Here is a 16,997-nt window from a genome sequence, read left to right on the forward strand (position 1 = left end):
AATAAGGTTCATCGCGCATTAGCGGGAACTAAAAACAAAAACGGTAGTAAGTGACATGGTTTAGTCGCCAAACAAAAATCATACACAAACTACCGTTTTCATGCCGAATCATACTTTCCTATCTTCATTCTGGGAAGGTTTTCAAATAGTAAAGTCTCACCAGACAGCATCACTTATTACCCTGACTCTTAAACCTAACTCTGAGGCTAAGTGCCTTTGTGGTCTTGAAGCCGAAGCTATCCATGAGTATCAATGGCGTCATGTGAAAGAAGCCATGTTGCTCGGTGTTCCTGTTGAACTTTCCGTTCAAACTCGAAGAATTAAGTGTCGTGACTGCGGCATAAAAACAGAGTCTCTATCTTGGCTAGAGCCTTATGCTCGCATCACGAAGCGCCTAAAAAGTTATATAGAACAACTGCTGCCTCTTCTTCCCATTAAGCATATCTCCCAGTTAACGAGCGTACATTGGCACACCATTAAAGAGATAGATAAACGCCGACTTCGACAAGTTGTACCGTCAGTGAAATGGGAAGAGCTAAGGCAACTCGTCATGGACGAGTTCGCTATCTTTAAAGGGCATAGGTATGCCACGGTCATTGCTGACGCTAAGACTCATCAAGTCATTTGGATAGGGTTAGGCCGTAGCCGCAAGGACATACGACCGTTCTTCGAGCTGTTAGGCAAGCATGGCAATAATATCGAAGCGGTCGCGATGGACATGAATACGGCTTTTGACCTTGAAGTTCAAGCGCATTGCCCGAACGTAAAAATCGTTTACGACTTATTCCATGTTGTCGCTAAGTTCGGTCGTGAGGTCATGGATAGAGTCCGAGTCGACCAAGCCAACAAACTCAAGCAAGATAAAAAAGCGAGGCAATGGGTCAAGCGCTCACGCTGGGTGTTGTTGAAAAATAGAGGCAACTTAAATCCACGGCAAGACAGCTATCTTACAGAAATATTGAATATCAATAAGGACTTAATGACCACTTATATACTCGGGGCTCAACTCAAAGAGCTTTGGTATTGTGAATCAGAAGCACATGCTAAAGGGCTCTGGGAGGCGTGGTGGGCACAAGTACAAGAGAGTGGAATTAAGCCATTGAAAGAGTTCGCACGAAAACTGAGTCCTTATCTTCACGGTATTATCGCATCGGCAAGTTATCCGCTAAACACCTGCACCCTAGAAGGGATAAACAACAAGATAAAACTAATCAAGCGAATGGGGTATGGGTATCGAGATACCGACTACTTCTTGGAAAGCCGCGATGAACCACAAATAAGCGGCTCTTTTTTAGCCCAACTTTCTGCTCTTAAACCTTATCGACTGTATCCGCCCCATGAACCCACGGGACGATATTGTTAATACGTGAGCGCCGCAATCACACTGTTAGCGCTAAGGAACCTTTGAAACCGTCATCAAAGCTCACTCATAATAAGCTATTATTTACAGTAGATTTCGGTTAATTTTCCAAAGGCCATTATGAAAAACAAACTGAGTTTAGCAATTCAAGCATACTGCAACTGGATTGATTCAAACATTATTGAAATTGCTTATGTCGGTTCCATTCTAGTTGTGATTCTAACGCTCATCATCAATCTTATTTAGGCTTCCATTTCCTAAATATTAGTTTCCTTTACTCATTACCGAGCTTTTCTAAAAGCCTCAGAGTTAAATCAATCACCTCATGGATTTGGAGTTTTACGCCTTCAAATAGCTGCGTGAGCGGATCTATTTTTGAGGTTGCAGCTTCAACAATGACTGATTTACCTCAACGATAAACTGATAACCTCTCATTCAATGAATCCTATCTTTTTAACCATTGCCTTGTTCGTTTGTAGGGGCCCGTCCTCTATACACGACTATTGGTTACGCTTGAATGAGGATACTATTGAATTAGAATGCCCCTCAAACATATATCGCCTTGGTGATTGAGAAACAAACAGAATGAAACAAACAAATCATATCGAACAATGCCAGCAAGAAATTTTGAGCTTTTCGGACCGATTACATCAATCTGGTTGTGCGCCTTACTCGGTAGCTCAATACACTCAAGCTTATGCAAAACGCCAGAACATTGATGTCTCTATTGATGTGACCCCGACAAAAGTCATCACTATTTTTGAGCAACCCACGCAAAAAGTCGTGATGGAAAACAAAAAACCACCCTCGGTTAACTTACGTGATTTAGTCGCAACGCTTAAAGGGTTTTCGACTCATTCCCATTACGAAGGTTCAGAAACCTACTCGAATCGTACCTTGTGCTTTGCCAATTTATTGCTTCCGCCATGTTATTTAATGTTAGTTGGCAGTACTTATCTGGCGGTCGGTTTATCCATTATTCTGGGCGCTATAGCCTGGCTAGCACAAATTTTCCTGACTGGGCCAAGAAGCATTCTTGTCGAGTTCTTTGTCGCCTTAGTAGCCAGTTTTTTAACCGGTATGATAGCGGCACAGGTTCCCGGCTTACCAACATTGGCACTGTGCATTTCTTCCATTGTCCTTTTTATTCCTGGGTTAACCGTCACCAACGGCTTAGCCAGTCTTGCTCTCAATGACTTTCGGTCAGGTATCGAACTGCTTGCACAAAGCGCACTCATAGTAATGAAAATATTCATCGGCATTGTTATGGGGTTAGGCTTAGCCAACATAATCAATCAACCATTATCGGTACCGGTATTTATTGATGAAATCCCATTCGTTCTTCATGTCACCGCACTGATCGGGATTTCTGTCGCTATTGGCCTTATTTTCAACGCAAGTATGACAGAAATTCTCTTAGGCCTTCCTGTCGCGGCAATTGGCATGTGGGGGCCACATTGGTTTACTTCCGATTGGGTTGTAGGTACATGGGTAAGCACAATACTCATTACGCTTTACGGGTTGGGGATGGGAAAATTGCGTCACGTTCCACCACTCATATACATTATTCAAGGGATCATCATTCTTGTCCCCGGTAGTCGAATCATTGTCGGAGCAAGTGAGTCCTTCTTTGCGACCTCCATTTTACCCATTCCGAATATTGGTCTGTCCGCCTTGCTGATGTTTGGCGCGATTATGGCGGGACAAATCATGGTTTATTCTATATTTAGTCGTCATTTTGATTCCATCATTGAGGACTAACCATCGAGCTAACAATCGCTGATCAACACGCCCCAATAAGCCACGATTGAGTCTTTATCTGCTTTTTGACGTTAACCGATTCTGAGAAGGTACTGATGAACAGAGTCTCGAAAATCGATAAGACTATTTTGTTTCAGATGGCGAGGGGAATGAGCAATATGGATTTGGAAAAACCGAATAGAATCGAAAGTAGCCAATAATTCAATAAGATAAGGATGCTTAGGATGAGTCAATGCAAAGTAGGCAGAGGTAAGCTAGGTATAGGCAAGCGCTAGGTTGATAGGCTTGCCATCTACTCCATTTCCGCTCTAACTACGCCACCAGTGCGTTCAGTTTTTTACGCATACTCTCTTTATCAAGGCCACCTTTAGGTCCAATGAAGACTAACCGTGACGAACGAGATTCATCATCTTCCCATGCATCTCCAACCGTCACATTGGCTCGCTGGCCCGTGCACTGAAATACACAGCGATGATCAGGACGATCGGTTAAATTTAAAATACCTTTCATGCGATAAGCATCAATTGAAAACTGTTGCAGTAGAGGATACAAACTTTGTAGATTAAGCGGTTGATCAGTTTCAAAGCTGAATGTTTCGAAATCATGGTTCACGTGATGACAGTGCTCATCATGACAATCATGGTGCTGGCATTCCCTTTGATCAGCCGCTATTTTGTTAGTGACAAAGCGCGTACTTTCAGGGGCATCAAATAAGATAGGTAAATCCACTTCGCCGAATGAAATATCAATCAATTTAGCAAACGGAGCTTGTACTCGGCACCATGCTTTGACTTGCTCTAGTTTATCAGCATCGACTAGGTCAACTTTATTAACCAGAACAATGTCAGCCACTTGAATTTGCTGCTTCGACAACGTCTCCATTGGGCCTTCTAGCCCTAAAATGTTTTCCGCATCGATCGTCGTCACGATTGCATTTAAAGGTGCGTGTGCTTGCAGTTCCGGATCTTCAAATTGAAGTGCCACTTCTTTGGGTTCTGCGATACCTGAAGTTTCAACAATAATATGGTCTGGGCGTTCCTCTAATGCGAGTAAACGCATTACCGAAACGACTAGTCCTTCTGCAAGGTTACAACAGATACAGCCATTCTCTAGGCTGATCATATTTTCACTTTCAGATTTAACTAACTCCGCATCAACATTGATTGATCCAAAATCATTGACGATCACAGCCATGCGCATTCCATTTGCATTGGTTAATATATGGTTTAGTAGGGTCGTTTTCCCTGCTCCTAAAAATCCGGCTAAAATTGTTACTGGAATAGGCTTCTTGCTCATAGCATGCTCTCTTTCGATTTTCGTTGTCTATATTTACTCGGTAAGCAATAAAAAAGGTTGAGCTAATGCCCAACCTTTTAAGTCAGGATAACTTAGCCAGTAACTTTGTTGCGAACCGCTTCACCTGGGTTTGAATCTAACAACATTTCACCAGCTTCAATGATAGGTGTCCCGTTTACAAGTACGTATTTCATGCCTGTAGAAAGGGCATTTGGTTTATCAAATGTTGCAACGGCTTTTACTTCATCAAGTTTGAAAATAGCTAAATCAGCATCTTTACCTACTTGAATACGACCTTTATTTGCCATTTGTGGAACAGCATCCTCAAGAATACGACATGCGTTTAAGCTAGTTCTTTCCATCGCTTCTACTAGTGTTACCGCTTTGTATTCCTCGACATATTTTTCAATAAAACGAGAGAAACAAGCAAGTGAGCGAGGGTGAGCTATTGCGTTGCTTGGAAGTGGCCATACATCACCTTCAATTAATACGCCTTTATCATCCATCCAAGGCATTGCATCTGAAGCGATAGCTGCACCTGGGAATAATACTGAACGGTCCATTTTAGCGCGATCTTCTTTGTTCTCATCGGGTTTTAAGAAGTGCATGACAACCACGGTACCGGGCGCTGATGCTTGTAGTTCAGTGACTTTTTCTTGGTTTAGTGCTTTACCATTCGCTTCCATGTAGCTAGCGCTTGGTACACCCCAACGTTGTAACCAATCGTCACCACGGAAAACTTCTGCGCCAATAACGGAAGAGCCAGCACCATAAGGATAAGCTTCAGTAGTAACGGCTAAACCTTGATCAATGGCGGATTGAACTAAATCGGCACAATCTTCGATATCTTGTACTGACGTGCTGTTGAGGTGACAAATGTGCATGTGTGCACCCGTTGTCGCCGACAGGCTAATGAGTTCTTGGTATGCTTCAAAGCTTGATTGTGGCTCTGCGCTGTTTAGGTAACGAACGTGAGTGTAGGTTGGTACTTCATAGCGTTTTGCTAGTTTAGCAAGATCATAGTACTCTTTGTGGCCATAACCTGGTGCGTAACCCGCGTTAATACCAATGCCTAAGCCCCCCTCTTTAAGACCTTGCTCAACCGAGCCCAGAATTTGTTTTAATTCATCTGGGGTTGCTAGGGTATTTTGCCAATTGTTTTTAGAAAAAGCTTTCTGGAACCAAACAATCGTACCATCAGGAGCAGGCATCGTAGGTTCTTTTGCTTGAATACGAGCGTAAGTCCATGCTACAGAAGCGCCGTAATTAATCGGGCGACCTTCAGCAGCAGTAATATCGTAGTACGTTCCGATTGGGAATAGACCAGATTCCATCTCAAGAGCGGTGGTTACGCCATCGAATGCTTGAGCACGGGCAGCAGGAAGTTGTTGTCCGTGAGCGTGCATATCGATAAAGCCAGGTGCAACCACGAGACCTTCAGCATCGATGATTGTTTTGCCTTGCAGCTTTTTGTCTGAGATTGCAGCAATACGCTTACCTTTAATACCGACGTGACGAATTGCGTCGAGTCCAGTTTCAGGATCAACAACACGGCCATTTTCGATAACGATATCAAATGGCCCTTTCTCGTTAGGCATCAGTTTGATGTTTTGGCCAACCAGTTTTTCAGGGGCTGCATGTAAAACAGAGGCAAAAGGCAGTGCCGCAGCCCCAACCGCTAACTTAGTCAAAGTCGAACGTTTATCTGTATCGACACCATCAAGTAATACTTGCGTAGCGTCCAATTCATTTGGGTCGTAATTTTTCATATTGATACCTGTTATGTTTGTTGTAAAAAAATACTAGTTCATGATTGCTATGAAAACTATGCTGCATGTAGAAAAATCAATCGATTGACTAACACCCACCTTTCCATCATTAGAATCCACTGCCAACCGTTATATAAAACGCGCTGTCAACGTCACTAAAAGCGAGGTCTACCCCCATGTGTAACCCATATCGGCAAGCTATCTGATAGCGAAATCCAGCACCATACGCATCGACACTTTCATCGTCTGACAGACTGCCCTCTACTGTCGCTTTACCCAGGCCATAAAACGCAGAAACGGTCCAACGATTATCAATCGCATTATCGTATTCCGCGACAACACCCAGCCCAGAGGTCACCGAGCTTTCGCCCATAAAATATTGAATAACGCCATTGATAGCGTTATTCACATCTTCATTACTGGTCTCAAACTCTACCGAGCTCTGGCCAATAATCTGTTTCACACCCAGCATCAATGGTGTGTTTGCCACTCGAAACTGGAGCTGCTGAAGCGCAGCGACTCCCGAGTTTTTTGTGCCGAATTGAATCGTTTTGTTGTACGACGCACCTATACTGAACTCTTTGAAAATATCGAGGTTCGCCTTTCCAGCGCCAACGCCACCCGTATATCGAATGGTATCTTTTAGCCACGACGGTATCACCGTTAATGTCGGTATCAGAACCTGCGCCATATTCAAAGTCCCCACCATGAATAAAGACATACACGGGTAATGACTCTGAACCATTGATCTCCGAAGGACGCCAAATATTAAGATTCAAGCAATCTTCAGATTGCTCTTGCTGGGTTATTTTAAGCTGTGGGCACACGACGCCAAATTGTGTCGCATCTATAGCGCTATCAGCATTGTCTTCTAATTGACGGAGTGACTGTGCTGAAAACGTTGTTGATCGGCGTAAGTGATTCCTTTAAACGCTTCAATGGATACGCGTTGCTCGTCACCTGCTAAGGTATTGATCACAACAGACTCTCTATTTGCGAAAAGAGTCGCGTCCCCGATGGATACTGAAACCTGCTCTGTTGGTAATGTCTGAAGCGGTTCTGGCTTAATAGGACGTGAGCTGGTTTCATCACTACCCCACGCAGAAAGAGCAACAGTGATAGCGATAACCATGAGTGAGCGATGCGTTAAATTCATGGTTGTACCCATAAATGTGTTCGGCCATCTGACCTGATATTGGTATCATCAAACCTGAGAATCCCTATGCTCAGCCATGCTCATTTCTGGAGTATTTGAAGTATTTTTTCTTTATGGTGCGATATTAATTCACTCTTTAAATTTGAATAAATCGCTTATGCAGGACGTGACCCTACATATATTCACTACCGTGAGTGGATGTCGCTTTTTATTTATCACAAAGACTTCTTGTTGTACCTTATTTGGCTGACTATCTAGGGTTGATAAAATTTCAACGGGTTCTTGAAACAGCTCTATAGGGGGTTGCTGTGACTCTCCTTCTGAAGCTTCAAACTCATCAAAGAACCCAAATATGTTATTAGAGTCCGATGGCATAGTTAGCACCAAACGTAAGTTTCGAGGCCAAAGCCAATATTGTTGAGGTCTGTTTTGACTTGACCCGAAGAGGTCCAAGGTAGAAGTGCGTCGATATCAGGCTCTGCTTTCGCCAGCTCTTTCATGCACTTGACCATGTAGTCTTAGAGGATAAGACCGTTGGCTTTCGCGGTCTCGATGATGCTGTAAAGCATCGCGCTCGCATCAGCACCGTTTGGTGTGTTGGAGAACAGCCAATTTTTCCTGCCAATAACCAGCGGTTTAATTGCGCGTTCAGCGCGATTATTATCGATAGATAAGTGACCATCGTCGATATAACGAATGAGTTTAGGCCATTGCCCGAGCTAGTACTTTATTGCTTTGCCTAGTGGGCTAGAGCCTATCACCTTCTGGGTTGTCATCCATTGGTAAAGCTCATCCAGTATCGGCTTGGCATACGCTTAACGCTCTGCTTTGCGTTCTTCGGCAGGCGCACCTTTTAAGCGTGATTCTATCCCGTAGAGCTTTTGGGGTTTAGCCAGCACCTTATCAGCCTTGCCCGATTTACCTTCCCCTTGAAGCTTCTTCGCGTCCATGAACTTGCGTTAAGCACCCCACATTAGTGACGTGATGCAGACCATGATAAGCCGTGTAGCCATCGGTTTGTAGATAACCGTTGTAGTCACCTAAAAAGTCCACGGGGCACACCCTCGCGCGACTGTTTTGATAGTCGTACAAGGCGATTTTTTCACATTCGGCAGTGCCGCTTCGGGCGAGTCAGCGCCTGAGCAGTAAAGCCACATATAACACTGCTTCTCTTCTTTGAGCACATTGAGCGGCGTTTCATCCGCCTGAACCACCACTTGTTGAAGTAGGTTCTCCTTCAAGGCCGCATACAGCGGGGCGAACTTCTCACTGACTTGGATAACCCACCTTGCCATGGTGGCGCGTGATAGCTCGATACCCGACTGGGTAAACAGCGATCATCAATCAATGCATTGGGTGCTAACTCTTGTCCTCCACCCGCTAAGCGACCATTACAAAAAGCACCCACAAGGATCTCGCCGGTAAAGCTGCCTTTGTCTATGGGCAACGTGCCACTGTAGGGTTTAAAGCCAAGTGCTTTCACCACACCTGTTAGTGTATACGCACCGCCACCGAGAAAATCTTTAAGCTCGACTGGCGTTTCAGCTGTGACTTCAGCACCAAAACCCGCCGCAGCGACATTCATAAAATAGCGGTCATTCGCACGCACGCTATCCACCGCAAACGCCTTGCCTTCCAGCGCCAGTTCAAAAGCACCCGAAATATCGTTAGGTATTCCCGTTGCGGTAGCAAAATCATTCGCAGTGCCCATTGGGACAAGCGCCAGTTGTGGTCTTTCACTGGCACGGAACAGGTTGAGCGCGTTAACGGCTTCATTCACCGTTCCATCGCCACCGACAACAATCAGACGCTTAACACCATCGCATATTGCCTCGCTTACCAAACGAAACATGTCCGACGATTCCCAAGTCACTCTAACTTGCAGGTCAATATCATTGTCCCTCGCCGCAAAGGTGGCTTGCCTTAATTCCGGGATATTGGCTTTCTTTCCGTTTAAAATCACGCGAATGCTGTCCATGGCTATGTCCTTGTATAGGCTAACTTGATAACTCTTTTGCTGCCGCTTTGATCTTAGCTCGTAACCACTTATGGCTTGGTTCATTAGTACGGCTTGGATGCCAAATCATACACATATCGAGGTCTTCCAACTCGAAGGGTAATGGTAGTGTTTTTACCGCGTACTTTTCAGCAAAACAACGCACTGATGAAATAGGCATTACTCCGATGTACTCAGAGCCTTCGATAACAGGAAGCATCTCTACAACGCCCGCTGCGCGATACACGATTCTACGTTTCTCAAGGTCACTATAGTGCTCAGAGCTTAATAAGCTTTTGCGCGCATGCCACCTAGAGACCACCACATGCTCGAGTGCTAAGAACTGTTCCATATCGATGGTATCGCCAACCGTAGGATGATCACTACTACACACCACGACCAGCTCTTCTGTAGAAATCACCTCGTGCTTAAGCATGGTTCTTCCTTTAGGCGTCATATCAACAATCACGTCGTGTCTTTGCAGCCTTAAATCAGACTCATAGTCTTCGGTAAACAGAGGATGAACCTCTAACGCGATACCTGGTGCGACTTGGCTGATTAACCGGATGACTTTTGGCATCATTTCGTAGCTCGCCGCCGAGACGCAGGCAATGGAAAACACGCGGCCTGAGGTTTTAGGATCGAAGTCTCTTGATGCGGATAAGGTAGAAGTAAAGTTTTTAAGTGCAGCGGCCATTGCAGGATAGATATCAATAGCGAATGTGGTTGGCTCTACGCCTGATGTGGTGCGATGAAACAGTGGCTCATCATAGATATCTCTCAACCTTGCAAGTGCTTTACTCACTGCTGGTTGGCTTATATCCATGCGATTAGCAGCTCTAGATAAGTTCTGCTCTTCATAAATAGCGACAAATATAGGAATTAGATTTAGTTCGGTACTTTTCATACAGTTCCATATTAAAGAAACAGGTTCTCCATAGTAGAGAACCTGTCGATTATGTTCGATGCGAATGACTAAAGTTTGCTACTTAGTTCTATCTTTTAAGTCTGGCAAGGCTTTAGGGATTTTCAAGCGAGCAGCAATTGAACGAGAATTGCTTGAGTTTGATGTGTCACTGGGCAAGTTACGTAACCCTTTCCATAAACGAGTGAATACGTTTTTATCTTCACATCCTTGTTGAAGGGCTTTGCTATCTTCTAGCCAACGCTTTTGTCCATTTGATTTACCATGTTGCGCTTTATCCAGTTGCACTTTATTCAGTTCTAACTGAGAGGTTTGGTTTCGCAATTGACGGTAGATAAAGGTTCTTAATGCAGCCCAATTACCTTGCTTAACTAAACGACGTAGTACCAGCCAACTCGGTGTTGGGCGGTTTGCGTAGTAACGCTTAACCGAAACAATCAACGCAATGCAGACTAACAACACCAAACCAACACTAATAAACACCGACATGTAGGCTTTGATGAAAGATTGGACTGTGTGTTTGGCTTCAAACACTTCGCCTTTTATCACCACGTTTTCAAGGCGTTGATTTTTGCTGTCCCACCACTGAAATGAAAACTCTGGCAGCGTAAACTCACCACCCTGCTGAATCACATATACAGTCTGTTCAACTCGGCTTGAGCGATAATCACCACGTTCTTGAGTGTCATCCAAACGGTTGGGCTGTGGGTAAGCTTGGAAATGCTTAGTGGACTTATTGGTTAGCACATCTGGCAGCAACACAGAAAAGCTGTCTTTTGCCTTAATCGTGATAGTTCGAGTAATAGCATCGCCAACTTTTAGCTCTTCACTTGAGCGTTGCCATTGTTGCTCTATATCTACTTCTGTCGCAGAAAACCAAGGCGTTTCATTATCGAGTAAACCTGAAGGCAACGAAGCTTCAAACTTAATCGGCTGCGTGTAAAGCGTACCGCCCACGTTTGAACCATCAGGAGCAGAAACTTGGATACGAACCGGTACGGTTGGAATAACAAACTCACCGGAAGTCATCGGATAAAGCGTCACTTCCCAACGCTGACGTGACCATGTAGTACCACCGACTCTTTCTGTGTAGTTCGTCGCGAGTTGGTTACGCTGCTTAGCGATAACGTTAGGGATTTCGATACTGCCGATTCGAGTGCCGCCCGTTAACCAGCGCGGTGTCGCCACCTCAATGTTCAGAATGACCTGCTCATTTACGCTGACTTTGCCCGGCGTTATCTTATCGCCTGACTTTGGCTTTTCCCCTACCCAAGCGATAAGCTCAACGTCACCACTTTTTTGCAGATCGAAGATATCTGCAGCAGAAACAAAAGTAGGGAAAACAGTGCTAATCAATAGAACCATCGACACAAGCAAGGTCTTGGTTAGTTTAAAGGACTCTGAGCGCCCTACCTTTACTTGAATCGATTCAAGAGCTAAATCATATCGACTCATTGCGTTTGCTCCTGTTTTGACGCTTGTTCGATGGAAGGCGCAGGATCTCTTAACTGAATTTGGAATTTGGATTTCAAGAAGAACTTAGGATCGGCTTCTACTCGCTTTAACCACTTGTCGGCAAGCTCTTGGCTGCCCAAAATCTCATTCGCGTTAAGTGTTTCCTTAAGCATCAATTCCGCTACCGTTTCTTCTTCAGCGCCATCACCCGTTCGCGGCTGATCGTCTTCGAGTTCTAAAGATTCTTCAGGGCCATCTGTGGTTCCAGACTGGCTTTCACTGGTTCGGTTTACCTCTTCGACAATTCCACTAAGCACAGCAAGATTGTTCTCCACATCCGTTCTTAGTTCTGGTGACAGATCCTCTTTCTCACTTAATGATTTCAAGAGGTCTCGTGCGGCAAGGTATTCACGCTGCCTAGCTAACGCACTCGCTGCATTGTACAAACCAAGGTCAGTTTTGGTTTGCAAAAACGCACTGTGAGCGAGCTTAAAATCACGAGCATAGTAATAAGCCGCGCCCTTTCGCATTGGGTCAGTAAAATGTTTGGCAGCTTGAAGATATTCTTTCTGATTCAACAGGCGTTGACCTTGCTGATCGGGCGTTAACCATAAGTCCCACCACCATTGAGCTGTTTTGTCCCAAGTAGTAACCGACTCCACCACAACTGGTTTCTCAGCGGTTAAGTTGACTGTTTTCGCCAAAGTGTCTGGTGAATACATGCTGCTTGTGATCATCAAACCAACGACACACCACTGCACCAACCACCCTTTTCTGAACCATAGCAACATAATGAAAGCCATTGGAATAAGCAGTCCATAGCCCATGTCTTTCCAAGGCATTGAAGATTCGCCGTTGAGCTGCATGTTTCTTTCAACCGCTCTGTTCAGTTGTTGGATATCCGAATCATCAACGGTCACTTCAATCACTCGTCCACCCGTCTTACTCGCTAAGTTACGCAGTGAATCTAGGTCGACAGGGTTATCGCTCACCACATTACTGTTTCCTGCGGCGAGAATGAGCAACTGATACGGATTGTCGTTAAAGAAACTCTCGTACGCCCTAATGGTGCTTGGGTTTACACCATCTGATACCAACAGTACAGAAGAGCCTAACTCACCAGACAGTTGCTGATTAATCAGTGGCAGTGCTTCCTCTGCTGACTTACCTGAAACAGGCATGATATCGGGTGTGATAGCCGCTAGAAACGGTTCAAACACCTTGCTGTCTTGCGTGATGGGCATCGCCACGTGTGCGCTGCCTGCATAAACCACTAAGCCCGTATTACCGCCTTTGCGAGCTGCCAATAAGTCTCTAATTTTCTGCTTAGATCGTTCCAAGCGACTTGGAGGCAAATCTTTAGCAAGCATAGATTCACTATTATCAAGCACAACCAACATCGACGCTTTGTCTTCACCAAAAGGCGAAGCCTCACGCTGCCATGTTGGGCCAGAACAGATAATGATGGCGATAGTCACAATCACCACCAATAGCTTCAACGGCAGTTGCTTGCGCCAGCCTGTTTCGCCAATCGTCAATGCATCACGTAAATGTGTAGGTAAAATGTCTTTCCACGTTGGTTTGGTCTCTTCTCTCCAACGAACCCATAACAGGAAGAACATCGGAATAAAGGCCAACAACCACAAAGGTCGGATAAAATGAAACTGGGTAAAAAACTGTTGTATCGTGAGAGAATCAGGCATCACTCTCTCCTTTCAAATTCTTAACAGAAGAAGCGAGCAGCGATCTTCGGCGTATCGTTGCTAAGCTGAATGCGGTCAAATACATCACTACAACAATCGCCATCAAATAGTGGTGCAGCCCCTGTTTAGGGCGATAAGTGGTACTTTCATATAACTGAGGTTCAAGCTCACCAATCTGAGCATAGGCTTTGGTCAGTTCGTCGCGGTTAAGTGCTTCAAAGGCTTCGCCACCTGACTCTTGAGCGACACGCTTGATGGTTTCCATATCCAGAGCAACCTCTCCAACGGTTTGCGGATCGCCCATCGCAATAACGTGAATTCGAACGCCTTTAGCCTTGGCGACTTTTGCGGCATCGATAGGCTCAACAAAACTTCCTGTATCATTACCGTCTGTTAATACGATCACGACTTTCTCTTTTTCGTTGGTGTCGACGTTTGAATCTTGAACGGCAGCACTTTGCTTTTCACTTTGTTCAAACACCTTGATCGCCAAGCCAATTGCATCGCCCAAGTGCGTACTTTGCCCTGCCATCGCGACATCGGTTTGATTAAGCAGTTCAAGCCATACATCTTGGTCCGCGGTAAATGGCGTTTGTACAAACGCTGCATCACCAAACAAGATCAAACCGAGTCGGTCTCCTTTTCTGGTTTTCGCAAAATCGGCTAACACCTCTTTGGTCGCATCTAAACGAGAGATTTTATCGCCTTGTTTAGAAGTGAAATCTTGCTCCGCCATTGAGCCAGACAAATCGACCACCACCATCACATCACGACCCAATTGTTCGCGAACCTGTGGCTCACCAAGAATGGTTGGTTTCGCTAACGCACACACGACCAATACCCAAGTAATAATGAGCGTGGTTCGTTGCCACCAGCTTGGAGTTAACTGGCTTGCACCTTCTGACGGTGCTTCCCCAATCGCTTCTACCAATTCTCGAAAAAATGGCACCTTAATCGCCATTTGCTTAGTTCGATAAGCTGGCACCGCAAAGTAGACCAACAACGGTAAAGGCAGCGCAATAAACCACAGCGGATGCGCAAATTCAAAACTGGCAGATAAAACATCAAACATTGTCTTGCCCCTCAACCGTTACCTGTACATTCGGCTTGTGAAGTTTTAGCCACATCATCGCGGTTTGAATTACCTCTAAACGCTGTTCAAAGCTCAAACGCACATTAGAGTCAATTAGGCTTTGCATCCATAATTCCGAAACTTCATCGGCAAAGAACGCATTGCTGTTTTCACTCGTGTTGGTGCTAACAGGCAGATAAGCGTTCAAACGGTTCACATAAGCTTGGCCAAACAACTTGGCATTACTGCTGTCTAGGTAACGAAGCACCACTTTGAGGACTTTAAAGGTTCGTTCGGTTGAGTTCTTGTCTCTTGCATCCAGTACCATGAGTTCTTGAAGCGCTTCTTTGCGATAACGGTTATTCCACCACCTTAACGCCAAGCGATAAGCCAGATAGATAGCGACCAATAACAGAATAACGCCAAGGATCTTCCAGCCGATCGTTTGAGGAGCCCAGCTCACACTGTCAGGAATCGCTACATCGTGCAGTTCGCGGAGGATATAGGTACTTGGGGGAGTATGTTCAACAGCCATTTAGCGCCCTCCCACTAGTTTCTGCAGCTGTGATATGTGATTGCCCGACGTGTCTAATTCTATATAAGGGAGGTTTTTCATCGCCATCAATTTAGCAAGGGACAGTTTCTGAAGTGCCGCTTTTTGGGCAAGGCTTTCACTTGCGAGGTTAACCTTAGATTGGCTATCCAGATTAAGTTGAAAGCGACCATCACCCACCACCCAGTTTGCGCTTGCAAGATCTTGAGGCAATGACTGTTCTAATGAATCGGTGACCATAATGGCCAAGATATCGTTGTGTTGTTGCAGTTGCTTTAGTCGGTCAAGATGTTGCTCTTGGCAATCTCGCCAATCACTAATAAAGATTAAGGTCGATTGCTTTAATCTCATTCGTTTTATCAGTTCAATCCACTGGCTAAATCCAACACCTTCGCTATCGCTCACACTGACACCTAAGCTTTGATTAGCCTTGGTAAGATGTTTTAACTGAGCCAACAAATCAGATTGAGAACGTTGAGCTTTGGTATGAAACAGTTTTTGGTGCGAGGCCAAAACGAAGCCGACACGATCACCATCTTTCAGCACTCGCCATCCACACAATGCCGCCACTTCGGCAGCCACAACAGATTTCATGCTGTTTTGAGACGCAAAGAACATCGAACTGCGCTGATCGACACAGATCATCACATTACGGTCTTTCTCTTCGGTATAGCTACGAACATGAGGCTTACCCGTTCGCATCGTAACTTTCCAATCGAGATTACGGATATCATCACCCAATTGGTAATGACGTAATTCTTCGAAGTTCAAACCACGACCACGGAACAAAGAGTTATGTCTGCCCGAAAGTACGCTGCCCGCTTTTAAATGAGGTAACAGTGAAAACGACTCAGCTTGAGCCTGAATTCGCACTAACCTTGAATAATCACAATACAGTCGTGGATCAAGGCCTTGCGATTTGGGAGCTTGTGTTGGCTTCGCCATGACGCCCCCTAGTTATCCAATCTCAACATTATCGAGCAGTTCTTCAACCACTCTTTGATGGTCAACACCATCGGCCAATGCGTCGTAAGACAACGAGAATCGGTGACCTAATACGGTTGGTAACATGGCACGCACATCGTCCAACGTGACATGGTCACGTCCTTGCAACCATGCATAAGCGCGAGCACATTTATCCAACGCGATGGAAGCACGCGGACTTGAACCAATCTCAATCCATTTAGACAAGTTTGATTCTGGGTAACGCTCTGGCTTACGAGTTGCCATCACCAAGGCCACAATGTAGTTCTCTACTAAATCGGAAACGGCAATGTCTGGAAGTTGGCGGCGCGCTTCAAGCACTAATTCAGGTTCAATATGCTGTGGAGTGACTAATTCCGAACTCGTCTCGCTACCGAGTTCCTCACTGCGCACAAGTCGAATGATGTCGCGTTCAGCTTCATCTTCTGGATAGTCGACCGTGACTTTCATAATGAAACGGTCCATCTGTGCTTCAGGCAGTGGATACGTACCTTCTTGCTCTACTGGGTTTTGCGTAGCGAGCACCATGAATAGATCAGGTAGGATATGAGTTTGACCACCCACCGTAATCGTTCCTTCCGCCATAGCTTCAAGCAGAGCCGCTTGTACCTTTGCAGGAGCACGGTTCACTTCATCGGCTAAAACAATACTGTTGAAAATAGGGCCCGGTTGAAAGTGCAACTGAGGCTTTCCATCTAGCTCTTGATACACTTCTGTACCGGTTACATCTGATGGCAGCAGGTCAGGCGTAAACTGAATTCGACCAAAACTGGTGTTCAGTAGGTTCGCCAGTGATTTCACTGAACGAGTTTTCGCTGTACCGGGAAGTCCCTCTAAAAGCACATGCCCATTAGTCAATAACCCTATCACCAGAGCCCGAACGACGTGGCTCTGACCGATAACACTTTTCTCTGTTTGTTCAATCAGTTGGTTAATTGCTTGTTGCGCATGGTTCATAGGTCTTCCC

Annotated in this window: 14 protein-coding genes and 2 pseudogenes; 2 read left to right on the top strand and 14 right to left on the bottom strand. The window is 45.2% G+C overall.

Annotation, left to right across the window (positions count from 1 at the left end):
- The first annotated feature begins 100 nt into the window (after nucleotides 1-100).
- The gene (locus AB6E54_RS02895) at nucleotides 101-1,363 is read left to right on the top strand and encodes an ISL3 family transposase (protein WP_372105994.1); all 1,263 of its coding nucleotides are present in this window, start codon (nucleotides 101-103) and stop codon (nucleotides 1,361-1,363) included.
- A gap of 582 nt (nucleotides 1,364-1,945) precedes the next feature.
- Nucleotides 1,946-3,121, top strand: coding sequence for a threonine/serine exporter family protein (locus AB6E54_RS02900; protein WP_017064690.1), 1,176 nt, complete (start codon nucleotides 1,946-1,948; stop codon nucleotides 3,119-3,121).
- 312 nt (nucleotides 3,122-3,433) lie between these two features.
- Here AB6E54_RS02900 and AB6E54_RS02905 read toward each other — a convergent pair whose 3' ends face one another.
- The 14 genes and pseudogenes from AB6E54_RS02905 to AB6E54_RS02970 all read right to left on the bottom strand — a co-directional run bounded on the left by AB6E54_RS02905 (nucleotide 3,434) and on the right by AB6E54_RS02970 (nucleotide 16,987).
- A complete protein-coding gene (locus AB6E54_RS02905; protein ID WP_032548688.1) occupies nucleotides 3,434-4,417 on the bottom strand; it encodes a GTP-binding protein in 984 nt (327 codons plus the stop codon).
- Nucleotides 4,418-4,509: 92 nt separating this feature from the next.
- Nucleotides 4,510-6,186 carry an amidohydrolase family protein gene (locus AB6E54_RS02910; protein ID WP_017062008.1) on the bottom strand — a complete coding sequence of 559 codons (1,677 nt, stop codon included), beginning with the start codon at nucleotides 6,184-6,186 and terminating at the stop codon, nucleotides 4,510-4,512.
- 109 nt (nucleotides 6,187-6,295) lie between these two features.
- Entirely contained in the window at nucleotides 6,296-6,931 is a 636-nt protein-coding gene (locus AB6E54_RS02915; protein WP_017064692.1) for a hypothetical protein, read from the bottom strand.
- Nucleotides 6,891-7,013, bottom strand: a pseudogene (locus AB6E54_RS02920) (carboxylesterase family protein); the annotation flags it as partial. The gene AB6E54_RS02915 and the pseudogene AB6E54_RS02920, both read right to left, overlap by 41 nt.
- A 44-nt stretch (nucleotides 7,014-7,057) precedes the next feature.
- A complete protein-coding gene (locus AB6E54_RS02925; RefSeq protein WP_017062010.1) occupies nucleotides 7,058-7,342 on the bottom strand; it encodes a hypothetical protein in 285 nt (94 codons plus the stop codon).
- 377 nt (nucleotides 7,343-7,719) lie between these two features.
- Nucleotides 7,720-8,679 (bottom strand): annotated as a pseudogene (gene tnpC / locus AB6E54_RS02930) (IS66 family transposase); the annotation flags it as partial.
- Nucleotides 8,580-9,320, bottom strand: a complete 741-nt coding sequence (locus tag AB6E54_RS02935) for a YegS/Rv2252/BmrU family lipid kinase (RefSeq protein WP_102332858.1) — start codon at nucleotides 9,318-9,320, stop codon at nucleotides 8,580-8,582. The pseudogene tnpC and the gene AB6E54_RS02935, both read right to left, overlap by 100 nt.
- A gap of 19 nt (nucleotides 9,321-9,339) precedes the next feature.
- Entirely contained in the window at nucleotides 9,340-10,245 is a 906-nt protein-coding gene (locus AB6E54_RS02940; RefSeq protein WP_102332859.1) for a LysR family transcriptional regulator, read from the bottom strand.
- Between the two features lie 78 nt (nucleotides 10,246-10,323).
- Nucleotides 10,324-11,718, bottom strand: a complete 1,395-nt coding sequence (locus tag AB6E54_RS02945; protein WP_102332860.1) for a BatD family protein — start codon at nucleotides 11,716-11,718, stop codon at nucleotides 10,324-10,326.
- Nucleotides 11,715-13,421 carry a VWA domain-containing protein gene (locus AB6E54_RS02950; RefSeq protein ID WP_102332861.1) on the bottom strand — a complete coding sequence of 569 codons (1,707 nt, stop codon included), beginning with the start codon at nucleotides 13,419-13,421 and terminating at the stop codon, nucleotides 11,715-11,717. The genes AB6E54_RS02945 and AB6E54_RS02950 overlap by 4 nt, the downstream gene beginning before the upstream one ends.
- On the bottom strand, nucleotides 13,414-14,493 hold the full coding sequence (locus tag AB6E54_RS02955; RefSeq protein WP_102332862.1) for a VWA domain-containing protein: 1,080 nt from the start codon (nucleotides 14,491-14,493) through the stop codon (nucleotides 13,414-13,416). Before AB6E54_RS02955 ends, AB6E54_RS02950 begins: the two co-directional genes overlap by 8 nt.
- Nucleotides 14,486-15,028, bottom strand: coding sequence for a DUF4381 domain-containing protein (locus AB6E54_RS02960; protein ID WP_372104284.1), 543 nt, complete (start codon nucleotides 15,026-15,028; stop codon nucleotides 14,486-14,488). Before AB6E54_RS02960 ends, AB6E54_RS02955 begins: the two co-directional genes overlap by 8 nt.
- Complete coding sequence (locus AB6E54_RS02965) at nucleotides 15,029-15,991, bottom strand: DUF58 domain-containing protein (protein WP_372105992.1); 963 nt, start codon at nucleotides 15,989-15,991, stop codon at nucleotides 15,029-15,031.
- Between the two features lie 12 nt (nucleotides 15,992-16,003).
- Nucleotides 16,004-16,987, bottom strand: a complete 984-nt coding sequence (locus tag AB6E54_RS02970) for a MoxR family ATPase (RefSeq protein WP_017060007.1) — start codon at nucleotides 16,985-16,987, stop codon at nucleotides 16,004-16,006.
- Nucleotides 16,988-16,997: the final 10 nt, after the last annotated feature.

The sequence above is a fragment of the Vibrio sp. 10N.247.311.49 genome (genome assembly GCF_041467655.1).
Lineage (GTDB): Bacteria > Pseudomonadota > Gammaproteobacteria > Enterobacterales > Vibrionaceae > Vibrio > Vibrio crassostreae_C.

What these genes read in the sequence shown, in the direction of transcription:
- AB6E54_RS02895 (WP_372105994.1), top strand. Translation starts at nt 101, where the DNA reads ATGCCGAATCATACTTTCCTATCTTCATTCTGGGAAGGTTTTCAAATA.
- AB6E54_RS02900 (WP_017064690.1), top strand. Translation starts at nt 1,946, where the DNA reads ATGAAACAAACAAATCATATCGAACAATGCCAGCAAGAAATTTTGAGC.
- AB6E54_RS02905 (WP_032548688.1), bottom strand. Translation starts at nt 4,417, where the DNA reads ATGAGCAAGAAGCCTATTCCAGTAACAATTTTAGCCGGATTTTTAGGA.
- AB6E54_RS02910 (WP_017062008.1), bottom strand. Translation starts at nt 6,186, where the DNA reads ATGAAAAATTACGACCCAAATGAATTGGACGCTACGCAAGTATTACTT.
- AB6E54_RS02915 (WP_017064692.1), bottom strand. Translation starts at nt 6,931, where the DNA reads ATGGTTCAGAGTCATTACCCGTGTATGTCTTTATTCATGGTGGGGACT.
- AB6E54_RS02925 (WP_017062010.1), bottom strand. Translation starts at nt 7,342, where the DNA reads ATGAATTTAACGCATCGCTCACTCATGGTTATCGCTATCACTGTTGCT.
- AB6E54_RS02935 (WP_102332858.1), bottom strand. Translation starts at nt 9,320, where the DNA reads ATGGACAGCATTCGCGTGATTTTAAACGGAAAGAAAGCCAATATCCCG.
- AB6E54_RS02940 (WP_102332859.1), bottom strand. Translation starts at nt 10,245, where the DNA reads ATGAAAAGTACCGAACTAAATCTAATTCCTATATTTGTCGCTATTTAT.
- AB6E54_RS02945 (WP_102332860.1), bottom strand. Translation starts at nt 11,718, where the DNA reads ATGAGTCGATATGATTTAGCTCTTGAATCGATTCAAGTAAAGGTAGGG.
- AB6E54_RS02950 (WP_102332861.1), bottom strand. Translation starts at nt 13,421, where the DNA reads ATGCCTGATTCTCTCACGATACAACAGTTTTTTACCCAGTTTCATTTT.
- AB6E54_RS02955 (WP_102332862.1), bottom strand. Translation starts at nt 14,493, where the DNA reads ATGTTTGATGTTTTATCTGCCAGTTTTGAATTTGCGCATCCGCTGTGG.
- AB6E54_RS02960 (WP_372104284.1), bottom strand. Translation starts at nt 15,028, where the DNA reads ATGGCTGTTGAACATACTCCCCCAAGTACCTATATCCTCCGCGAACTG.
- AB6E54_RS02965 (WP_372105992.1), bottom strand. Translation starts at nt 15,991, where the DNA reads ATGGCGAAGCCAACACAAGCTCCCAAATCGCAAGGCCTTGATCCACGA.
- AB6E54_RS02970 (WP_017060007.1), bottom strand. Translation starts at nt 16,987, where the DNA reads ATGAACCATGCGCAACAAGCAATTAACCAACTGATTGAACAAACAGAG.